Annotated in this window: 9 protein-coding genes; 2 read left to right on the plus strand and 7 right to left on the minus strand. The window is 58.4% G+C overall.

The window, feature by feature from the left end:
* Window positions 1-11: 11 nt before the first annotated feature.
* On the plus strand, window positions 12-779 hold the full coding sequence (locus ORL50_RS10860) for an SDR family oxidoreductase (protein WP_247287849.1): 768 nt from the start codon (window positions 12-14) through the stop codon (window positions 777-779).
* 510 nt (window positions 780-1,289) lie between these two features.
* Here ORL50_RS10860 and ORL50_RS10865 read toward each other — a convergent pair.
* The 5 genes from ORL50_RS10865 to ORL50_RS10885 form a co-directional block, all read right to left on the minus strand.
* Window positions 1,290-1,538, minus strand: a complete 249-nt coding sequence (locus ORL50_RS10865; RefSeq protein ID WP_266013934.1) for a DUF1652 domain-containing protein — start codon at window positions 1,536-1,538, stop codon at window positions 1,290-1,292.
* A gap of 195 nt (window positions 1,539-1,733) precedes the next feature.
* Window positions 1,734-3,230, minus strand: a complete 1,497-nt coding sequence (locus ORL50_RS10870) for a helix-turn-helix transcriptional regulator (RefSeq protein WP_266013937.1) — start codon at window positions 3,228-3,230, stop codon at window positions 1,734-1,736.
* A gap of 286 nt (window positions 3,231-3,516) precedes the next feature.
* Entirely contained in the window at window positions 3,517-4,410 is an 894-nt protein-coding gene (locus ORL50_RS10875) for a LysR substrate-binding domain-containing protein (protein WP_266013940.1), read from the minus strand.
* A gap of 6 nt (window positions 4,411-4,416) precedes the next feature.
* Window positions 4,417-6,621, minus strand: a complete 2,205-nt coding sequence (locus tag ORL50_RS10880) for a xanthine dehydrogenase family protein molybdopterin-binding subunit (protein ID WP_266013944.1) — start codon at window positions 6,619-6,621, stop codon at window positions 4,417-4,419.
* A complete protein-coding gene (locus tag ORL50_RS10885) occupies window positions 6,621-7,085 on the minus strand; it encodes a (2Fe-2S)-binding protein (protein ID WP_266013947.1) in 465 nt (154 codons plus the stop codon). Before ORL50_RS10885 ends, ORL50_RS10880 begins: the two co-directional genes overlap by 1 nt.
* 118 nt (window positions 7,086-7,203) lie before the next feature.
* Here ORL50_RS10885 and ORL50_RS10890 point away from each other — a divergent pair, with 118 nt between their 5' ends.
* Entirely contained in the window at window positions 7,204-8,097 is an 894-nt protein-coding gene (locus ORL50_RS10890; protein WP_266013950.1) for a LysR substrate-binding domain-containing protein, read from the plus strand.
* A 61-nt stretch (window positions 8,098-8,158) separates the two neighbouring features.
* On the opposite strand, the gene ORL50_RS10895 is transcribed toward ORL50_RS10890, so the two are convergent.
* Entirely contained in the window at window positions 8,159-9,235 is a 1,077-nt protein-coding gene (locus tag ORL50_RS10895) for an RHS repeat-associated core domain-containing protein (protein WP_266013953.1), read from the minus strand.
* 102 nt (window positions 9,236-9,337) lie between these two features.
* Window positions 9,338-10,414 (minus strand): RHS repeat-associated core domain-containing protein, encoded by a 1,077-nt coding sequence (locus ORL50_RS10900; RefSeq protein WP_266013956.1) that lies wholly within the window; start codon window positions 10,412-10,414, stop codon window positions 9,338-9,340.
* Window positions 10,415-10,497 lie beyond the last annotated feature (83 nt).

Below are 10,497 nucleotides of genomic sequence, written 5' to 3' on the forward strand. Positions count from 1 at the left end.
AAGGGAATCCCATGTCCAAGACTCAGTTGTTCGACCTCGATGGAAAAATCGCCTTCGTCTCCGGCGCCAGCCGCGGTATCGGTGAAGCCATTGCCAAACTCCTGGCCCAGCAAGGCGCCCACGTGATCGTGTCGAGCCGCAAACTCGAAGGCTGCCAGCACGTCGCCGACGCCATTATTGCCGACGGCGGCAAGGCCACGGCGATCGCCTGTCACATCGGCGAAATGGAACAGATCAGCCAGGTATTCGCCGGCATCAAGGAACAGTTCGGTCGTCTCGATATCCTGGTCAACAACGCCGCGACCAACCCGCAGTTCTGCAACGTCCTGGACACCGACCTTGGGGCATTCCAGAAAACCGTGGACGTTAACATCCGTGGCTACTTCTTCATGTCGGTGGAAGCGGGCAAGCTGATGCGCGAGAACGGCGGCGGCAGCATCATCAACGTGGCATCGATCAACGGCATTTCCCCGGGTGTGTTCCAGGGCATCTACTCGGTGACCAAGGCTGCGGTGATCAACATGACCAAGGTGTTCGCCAAGGAATGTGCGCAGTTCGGCATCCGCTGCAACGCCCTGCTGCCAGGGCTGACCGACACCAAGTTTGCCTCGGCACTGGTGAAAAACGATGCGATCCTCAAGACCGCGCTGCAGCAGATTCCGCTCAAGCGTGTAGCCGACCCGAGTGAAATGGCGGGTGCGGTGCTGTACCTGGCGAGTGACGCGTCGAGCTACACCACGGGTGTGTCGCTGAATGTGGACGGCGGTTTCTTGTCCTGACCAGACCTGGCCGCGTACCCCCCCATTCCTGTAGGAGCCTGGCTTGCCAGCGATGAGGCCCTCAAGATCGCCATCGCCGGCGAGCCGGGCTCCTACGGGTATGTGGTAAGCCAAATCCCGCGTACACCCGCATCGAGGGTCGGGTTATTGGGTCACGCACCGAGTCAGCTCGGTCACCCGGGTAACCTGTCCGTTCTCACCGCGCACTTCCCCCTGCACATCGGTGCTCTCTATCGTTTCGCACGTACGTTCAAGGGGCGGCGGAGCGGGTGGAGGTGGCGGCGGTGGCGGGCTGGCGCAACCGCCAAGGATCAGTGCGCAAAGGGCAAGCGACAGCGGCGAAAAAACACGTTTCCCAAGACTGTTCATAGGCTGACCTGCGGTAAGTAATCGACACTTTCGGCAACCTGACGACAACTCCGCGAAGCCGCGGACCGGTTACAGAAAATAATACCTTCGCATTTCTTATAGCCTAGCCTGCGGCCAATGCCAGTAAACGGCCACGTATCCCTATAAAGGGCCCAACTGCCGCAGATTGTTACTCTCGAGCTCATAACGCAGCTCTTCGACCAATGCCGCCACCGCATCGGGTGTGCGCAGATTGACCACGCTCAGCCCGCTTACCACCAGGTCGACCTGCCCTGACGTCGGGTGATACAGCTTCACCGTGAGCGAATTGTCGCCGGTCAAGCTGCAGTCACAGGCCAGCGGAGGAAAACTGCGCTCCAGCTGAGTACGCAATTGCACGAGAGAAATCATAGGGATTCACCTTGGCGCTGGCGCAAAATGGATCGATATGTCGATGTTTTCACTATCAATGTTGCTGTTCCTTGAGATATATCGAAAGGACACCACAGGCCGGTTCCAGACCTGTTTCGCACCGTCCCAGACTACGAACAGGACGTGTCGCCAGACACATCCATTTGCACCGGATCGCCTAGTGCATTTGCACCCCTAGCGCTGTCCCTTGGTACGCCATTCTCCGGAGAACAAACCACGCTCGCGCGCCCAGACAATCGCCTCGCTGCGGCTGTGCACGTCCAGCTTGGAATAGATGGTCGAGACGTGGTTGCGCACCGTGTTGGGGGCCAGCTTTAATCGTGAAGCGATTTCCTTGTCCGCCAGCCCCTCACAGATCAGGCCCAGGACATCGCGTTCCCGGGCGGTGAGCTCGGCAAATGAAACACTGGGCAATTTCGGCGAATTGACGCTCTTCACGTTGGCGAGCTTTTCAATCAGCGTCCGACTGAACCACGAGGCGTCCTTCATGACTTCCTCGATCGCTGCCACCAGCTCCAGTTCGGTGCGCTTGCGTTCGGTAATGTCCATCATCACCAGCAAGTAGGACGGATGATCCTGGATGTTCACGGTATCGGCGGAGACGGCGCAGTCGAGCAGTTCAGCGCTCTTCTTGCGCATGCCGACGTCGACGCGGTCCAGCCTTGCGGATTTTTCCAGGGCGGCAAACAGACGAGTCTGTGCGCCCTTGTCATGAATAAAACCAATTTCGGCAACGGTTTTGCCGAGTACTTCTTCACTCGGATAGGCAAAAGTGTCGAGGAAGGCTTCGTTGACATCCATCACGACCTGGTCGGCAGCGCCACACACCAGGATGGGCACGGGCGACAGACGAAACGCCTTGGCAAACCGTTCCTCACTCTGGCGCAACGCGACCTCGGCCTTGTGTCGGGGCTCGATGTCGACGAAGGAAAACAGCATGCAGTCTTCTTCGTTGAACTCCAGCGGCTGGCCAGCGACGATCACCTGCTTGCTGCCGCCCTCCGGCAATTTCAGCTCAGCCTGCATTTGCGGAATAGTGGCGTGTTCGCGCAGGCGCTCGATGGCCAAGTCCCTGCGTTCAACGCCTTCGAGGATGTCCAGCTCGTAGGTCGACGCACCGATCACCTGATCCCGGGTATAACCGGTCATTTCCAGAAAGCCTGCATTGACCTTGATGTAGCGCAGATCGCTCAGACGGCAGATGACCGCCGGGGCCGGGTTGGCGTTAAAGGTTTTTTCGAAGCGCTGTTCGGCGCTGGCCCATTCGGTGACGTCGTCCATGATCAGCACCAGCGATTCAGGATCACCGCGGCTGTTGGTCAGGACCCGGCTACGCACATTGTGCACCCAGGTGCGCTCCTCATCGCCGGTGGGGGTCACCTCGACCAGCACGTCACTGAAGGTCTCGCCGCGGCCTACTCGGCTGATGGGGTAGTTTTCGAACACGACCGGGTGGTTGTTGCGGTAACGCAGGGCGAAGCGTTTGGCGTACTCCCGGGCATTGGCACCCAGGTCACTCAGTTGCTCGACGCCATGCATGGACAGTGCGGCTTCGTTCGCCCAGAGGATGGTCTGGTCTAGCTCCAGCAAAATCACCCCATCGGACAGGCCAGCGATGATTTGCTGGAGATGGCGGCGATTGGTTTCGGTGGTCAGGACGTCCTGGCTCATTGGATCTCCACTGATATATCCGCACCAACCCGCGGTGCTCTGTGAAGATGTCGACCGCAGCCACCTGCGTAAGTGCAGGAGCGCCCAGTCCTTTGTAGCAGCTGGCGAAGCCTGCGTTCGGCGACGCAGTCGTCGTAAGCCTGTGTCCTCGGTCGTCCTGGCACACCGCAGTGGCTGATCTCTGCCGAAAGTTGTGGGAGCAAGGCTTGCCCGCGATGAATACATCGCATTTCTTCCAGATGTACGGCGGTGCCTCATCGCGGGCAAGCCTTGCTCCCACAGGTTGCTACTCGGGTGTGCCTTTCACCACCAACTCGCGCAGCGTATCGAGGAACAGTTTCAGCACCGGCGATTCGTCGTCGGCGCGGTAGGTGGCGTACAACGGCACCTCCGGCAATGCCGGGCTCAACCGACGAAACACCAGCCCGGCCGGTGCCAGCTGTTCGATCGATGCGGGCAGCAAGGCCACCCCGAAACCTGCGCGGACCAGGCTGAGCAGGGTCTGTACTTCGATCACCTGCTGGCGGATCTGCGGGGTGAAGCCGGCCTGGATGCAGCACTGATAGAGAAAGTCGGCAAACCTCGATTGCTTGAGCTCCAGCGCCACAAACGGTTCGGGCGCGAGATCCGCCGGCGCCAGAATCTGTTTTGCCGCCAACGGGTGATCGACCGGCATCACCACCCGGATCGGCTCATAAATCAACAACTCGTTGCGCAACTGCGGATCGTCATATCCGACCCGGAACACGCAGGCGTCGATACGCTTCTCCTTCAGCGCCTTGACCTGCGCCGCCGGCGTCATCTCATGCAAGCGCCAGGACACCTGCGGGTAACGCTCACGAAATAGATGCAGGGCGCGCGGCAGTACGCCCACCATCACCGAGCTGATCATGCCGATCTCCAGCTCACCCAACTGTCCGCGACCGGTCTGGCGAGTCAGGTCCAGCGCGCGGTTCAGTTGCTCGAAGACCAGTGGTGCCTGCTCCTTGAGCATCTGCCCCGCCGCCGTCAGCTCGACCCGATGGTGGCTGCGCTCGAACAAAGGTGTCCCGAGCTCCTCCTCCAGCAAGCGAATCTGCTGGCTCAGTGGCGGCTGGCAAATGTGCAAGCGGGTGGCGGCCCGGCCGAAATGCAGCTCTTCGGCCAAGGCCATGAAGTAACGCAGCAAGCGCAAGTCCATGGCGGTTTACCCGAGGGTCAGTGGCGTCGAGCGCTGACGCACGCCCGTCAGGCTGAACAGTGCGTTGGCAATGGCCGGGGCCACCGACGGGCTACCCAGCTCACCGACTCCGCCCGGTTTGCCCGGCTCGCCGTCGAGCACCAGGATGTCGATCTCCGGCATGTCCGACATGCGCGGCACGCGGTAATCATGGAAGTTGCTCTGCATCACCCTGCCCTGCTTGATGTCCATGCGGTCGAACAGCGCGTGACCAAGCCCCCACATCAGGCCGCCGTAGATTTGTTCCTCGACGCCACCGGGCGAGACTGCCAGGCCACAATCGACCACGCAGGTGAGCTTCTGCACCTGGACGACTCCGTCCTTCTGGGCCACCCGCGCCACCACTGCGATAAAGCTGGTGTAGCCCTGGTTGGTGGCGATCCCCAGCGCCGTGCCTGGCGGTAATGGCTGACCCCAGCCCGCACGCTCGGCCGCACTTTTCAGCACCGCGACGTGGCGCGGTCGCTCGTGCATGTGCGCAAGCCTGAAGGCCAGGGGATCCTGCCGGGCTCGCCGTGCAAGCTCGTCCATAAAGCTTTCCACCGCAAACACGTTTGGGATGAAACTCACCGAGCGATACCAGCCACTGGGCACCTGGCTTTCGTGTTTGACCCAGACCAGATCCAGGTTCGCCGCACGATAAGCAAAGTCCCACGCGGTAATCGCTTCGGTGGTGCTGTAGTCCATGTGGTCCGGTCGTTCAAAATAGCCAGGTTCCCATTGCTCCGGTGAAGCTGGCGACACTGCTTCGAGCCTCAGGGCAGTCAGCCGACCTTGGGCGTCGAGGGCGCCTTTGGCCCTGTGCAACGTGGCCGGGTGCATGAACAACGAGCGCATTTCATCTTCGCGGCTGTTCATCAGCTTCACCGGGACCTTGGCCTGCTGCGCCAGGTACGCCACTTCGAACAACCAGTACTTGGCCTCCCGTGCGCCGAAGCTGCCGCCGGAAACCATCTCGTTGATGGTGACCTTATCCTTGGCGATGCGACACACCGCTTGCGCTGCCTCCAATGCCGACGACGGCACCTGCACGCCGCCCCAATAGGTGATGGCGTTGTCCTTGACCTGGGCGGTGATGCACACCGGTTCCAATGGGTTCTGGACCTTGTAGGGCATTTGGTAATCGGCTTCCAGCAGCTGCGCCGCCATGGGCCATTGCGCGTTGACATCGCCGGCCTGCATCGCGGTCACCCGCTGCGCAGTTTTATCGGTGATGGCCGCTGCCTGGGCGGCGAACAATTGTTCGCTGTCGAAGCCCCCAAGGGGCGAGTCACTCCACTGCACTTCCAGCAGCGCGCGGCCCTGCTGTGCGGCCCAGCAGGTGTCGGCCAACACCGCGACACCCTCCTGGTTGCCGCCCAGGACGTCGGGACGACCGGGTATCGCGATCACCTTGCGCACCCCCGGCACCTGCATCGCTGCGGTCGAATCGACCTGCAAGACCTTCGCCCCGACCACGGGAGTACGCAGGATCACCGCCACCAGCAGGTCGGGCATTTGCACATCGATGCTGTATTTGAAACGCCCGCACACCTTGGCTGCGGCATCGCGTTTATGGCGCAGTTTGCCGATGTACTTGAACTGTGCCGGGTCCTTGAGTTTGACCGCCGTGGGCGCCGGCAGGTGCGCTGCGACGCTAACCAGTTCGCCGTAACCCAGGCTGCGCTGACTGGCGCGGTGGATGACATGGCCTTCCTCGGTGGTGCAGCTGTCAGGGCTGACTTTCCACTGCCGCGCCGCCGCCGTGATCAACAACGCCCGTGCAGTCGCTCCGGCCATGCGCAGGCGCTCGTATTCCAGCGACACACTGGTGCTGCCGCCGGTGGAGAAGACTTTCCACACTGGATGAATGTAGGTCTCGAAGAATGGATTCTCCGGGGTGATCACCTGTACGGTCATCGGGTTGACGTCGAGCTCCTCCGCTACGCAGGTGGCCAGCGCGGTCTGGGTGCCGGTCCCGGAATCGTGTTTGTGCACCACCAGTTTCACCGTGCCATCGGGTAACACCCGCACCCAGGCATTCGGCTCGAAAGCCGCGGCCTGCGCCGGAGCTTTCGGGTCAGTGGCGCTCATGCCGGCGGGTAGGTAGAACGCAACGGCCAATCCTGCGGCAACGGTGGCGGAGTGCTTGAGAAACTGCCGGCGCGGCAGTTCGATCCGAGTGCTGGTCATCACGCCTCCTTCGGCGCATTCGCCGCGCGCTTGATCGCCTTGTTGATGCGCCCGTATGTGCCGCAGCGGCACAGGTTGCCGGACATCGCATTACGGATCGACTCATCGGTCACCGCCGCCCCGGTGTTGAGCAGCGCCGCCGCTGACATGATCTGGCCGGATTGACAGTAGCCGCATTGCGGGACATCTTCGGCAACCCAGGCCAGTTGCAGCGGATGCTGCTCGGTGGGTGACAAGCCTTCGATGGTGGTGATGCTGTGCCCCGCCGCAGCGGCGACCGGCAACTGGCAGGAACGCACTGCGACCCCGTCCAGGTGCACCGTGCAGGCGCCGCACAGGCCCATGCCACAGCCGAACTTGGTGCCGGTCAGTTTCAAGTGGTCACGCAACACCCATAACAAGGGCATGGAGGGCGAAGGCTCTACCAGCTCGTGTCGTTCGCCGTTTACCGTGAATTCGATCATTGTCAGGCTCCAAAAGAGCGGCCCGTCTTTGTGCAGGCCTGGTGATCGAATAGTGGGAACAGGAGGCCAATCGGGCCAGCGACGATTTCTGCCATGTTCTGTCAGTAGGACTAACAGCATGTACAAGCGATACCCTTCGGTGCAGTCCATGAGTGCCTTCATCCAGGCGGCGCGCAGCGGCAGCTTCTCCAGCGCGGCGCGTAAGCTCGATCTGACGCACAGCGCCATCAGCCAGCAGATCCGTTCCTTGGAAGACTTCATCGGCCAGCCGCTGTTCGTGCGCGAAGGCGGCGGCAGCAACCTGACCGACGCCGGGCAGCTGTTCGCCAGCGTGTTGTCCGATGGGCTGGCCCAGATCGACCGGGCGTTGTCCTCGGTCAAAAACCGCAGCGTGGCGCAACGGCTGACGATTGACGTGGACAGCGAACTGGCCCAGAGCTGGCTCAATCCACGCTTGCCCGAGCTGCTTGATTTACTGCCAGGGCATGAAGTAGTGCTGCTGTCGATGCCGCGCTCGGATCGCACCTCGTTCGAGCGCGTGGACCTGGCGCTGCGCTATGGCTATGGCGATTGGGAAGACTGCGAGATGACGCAGATCTGTGGTGACCGGGTCATGGCCGTGGCATCGCCGGCGCTGCTGCAACGGCATGGCCTGCAGGTGCCGATTACACCGGCGCAGGTGCTGGAATTACCGTTGCTGGGGTACACGCGCAGGTCATGGATTCCGTGGCTGGACGCTGCCGGAATGACCCCGACCGAGCCAGCGGCACGAGTGATTTTCGATAACGCCGCGAACCTGATTGCGGCCGCCGAAGCTGGCGTCGGTGCAGGGCTTGTGCGCGGGTTGTTGGCCGCGGATGCGTTGCGTGCGGGCCGGCTGGTGGAGCTGAACGCGGCGCAGATCCCGGCGCATTACAACCTGTATGCGGTGTGGCCGGTCGGGCATGGCGAACGGGTGGCGCCTGTGGTTGAGGTGATCAAGCAATTGGCTTTACACACTCAAAACATTTGATGCCCCCATGAGGGGGCAACTGCTTATCGGTTGGACTCAGGTGATGGATCGAATTCAACCGCTACGGCTGCTGGCGAATAGCCATTAGATCGATCTTCGTGAATTTTTTTATATACTCAGCCCGCAAAATCCGCACTCTATAAAGTGAATAGATATCATGGTTTACTTTTCTTGAATAATTTAGAAAACGAGATATTGTCGCATCAAAATGGGCTACATCTAAAAGAACGTTACCGTTCGAATCTTCCCATACGTGTTGAATATTTGGATCCGGGTACCGCTTAAATTCATATACTTGCTGCGCCATACTGTAAGCTTTTTCACTTTCATCAAGGTCTTTTATATGACTGCTAACATTGTACTTTCCTTTCATTGACTGTAATGCTTCATTTTCTTTAATCGCTTTTGCTTTTCTGCGAAGATCCGCCCTATAAAGACTCTGCTGCGCATATATCCTTCGCTTATTTGTTAGACTCGTTTCATCTAGTATATTATTAACTGGTGCTTCATCACTTGTTGCAACCGTTTTAGAAATTGCTTTTGATTTACTGGAAATCCCCACTACCGAACGCTTTGGCACAACGTTTCTCAAGAGAGGAACTCGACCACGACCGGTCTCATCACCCCAGTTTGTCGGATCCCCTTCGCAATAGGCATACGCATTTAAACCACCGTCGCCAAACGGACTCCAGCTGTCCGGACTGTTGAATCTCATCAATACCGGGTTGTACTGCCGATATCCATTGCCCAAATGATAATGCCCGGTCACGGGGTCTGGTCGTTCACCATTAAAGCCCAACAAACAGCTCAAACCACTTTCGCCATGGCGATGACCGTAGGGTGAATAAGCGATGGTCTGTGGCGCAGTACTTCCATCCAGGGCATTCAGTACCGAGCGTTGCTGATCGGTTGCCAGCAGCGCGTTGGCGTGTTTATCAGCCTCACTTCGGTGCTGCGCCAACAGCTGGCCGTGATGCTGGAAAATCGAATGCTGTATCGGCCCCTGAATCTCGCTGGCATAACGGCTTTTACAGTAAAATCTTTGAAGACTGGGCGTATCCGGCTGGGTGTGATAGATCAAACGATCCAATGGATCGTAACCATAGTGGCAAAGGAGGTGCTGTTGCTGAGTAGACATCGGTGGCTCCGAGCGTCAAGGTCTGGGAGCCTGAGTATCGACCGGGTCACTCGAACCTGGAACTATCAGATCTGATAGGTTCAGCGGCTTTCGGTTCAACCTCTACTGACGGCGAACAGCCATCAAGTCAATTTCTGTGAAGTTTTTTATATACTTAGCTCGCAAAATCTGCACCCTATGAACGTCATGATAGCTACTGCGTATGAGCATTGCATATCTCCTTGTGTAAGCTATCGTCGCATCAAAGTGAGCCACATCTAAAATCACTTTACCCGCCGGATTTTTCCATCCGTGCCATATCTTTGGATCTGGGTACAGTTCAAACCCATACCCTTCTCGCGCCAGATTGTAAGCAGCCACACTTCCATCAAAGTTTTTTGGAGGAGTGCTAACGTTATATTGATCGATATCTAGTCCTAGAGCTTCATTTTTTTTAATCGTTTTTGCAGTCGCTGTGAGATTTCTCCTATAAGCTATTTTTTGTGCATATTTATCTTCTTTACTTATTCTTTTCATTCCATCCACGGCATTCGCAGTAACGGGTGTAGATTCGCTTACCGCAACATTTTTAGAAATTGCTTTTGATTTACTGGAAATCCCCACTACCGAACGCTTTGGCACAACGTTTCTCAAGACAGGGACTCGACCTCGCCCGGTCTCATCACCCCAGTTTGTCGGATCCCCTTCGCAATAGGCATACGCATTTAAACCACCGTCGCCAAACGGACTCCAGCTATCCGGGCTGTTGAATCTCATCAACACCGGGTTGTACTGCCGATATCCATTACCCAAATGATAATGCCCGGTCACGGGGTCTGGTCGTTCACCATTAAAGCCCAACAAACAGCTCAAACCACTTTCGCCATGGCGATGACCGTAGGGTGAATAAGCGATGGTCTGTGGCGCAGTACCTCCATCTAGGGCATTCAGTACCGAGCGTTGCTGATCGGTTGCCAGCAGCGCGTTGGCGTGTTTATCAGCCTCACTTCGTTGCTGCGCCAACAGGCGGTCGTCATGCTGGAACATCGAATGCTGTATCGCCCCCTGGATCTCGGTGGACAACCGGCTTTTGCAGTAAAGCCGTTGAAGACTGGGCGTATCAGGCTGGGTGTGATTGATCAAACGATCCAATGGATCGTAGCCATAGTGGCAAAGGAGGTGCTGTTGCTGAGTAGACATCGGTGGCTCCGAGCGTCAAGGTCTGGGAGCTTGAGTATCGACCGGGTCACTAGAACCGGTAACTATCAGATCTGTTAGTACAA

Origin of the sequence: Pseudomonas sp. RIT-562, from assembly GCF_026241895.1 — a bacterium.
Classification (GTDB): Bacteria; Pseudomonadota; Gammaproteobacteria; order Pseudomonadales; family Pseudomonadaceae; genus Aquipseudomonas; species Aquipseudomonas mandelii_F.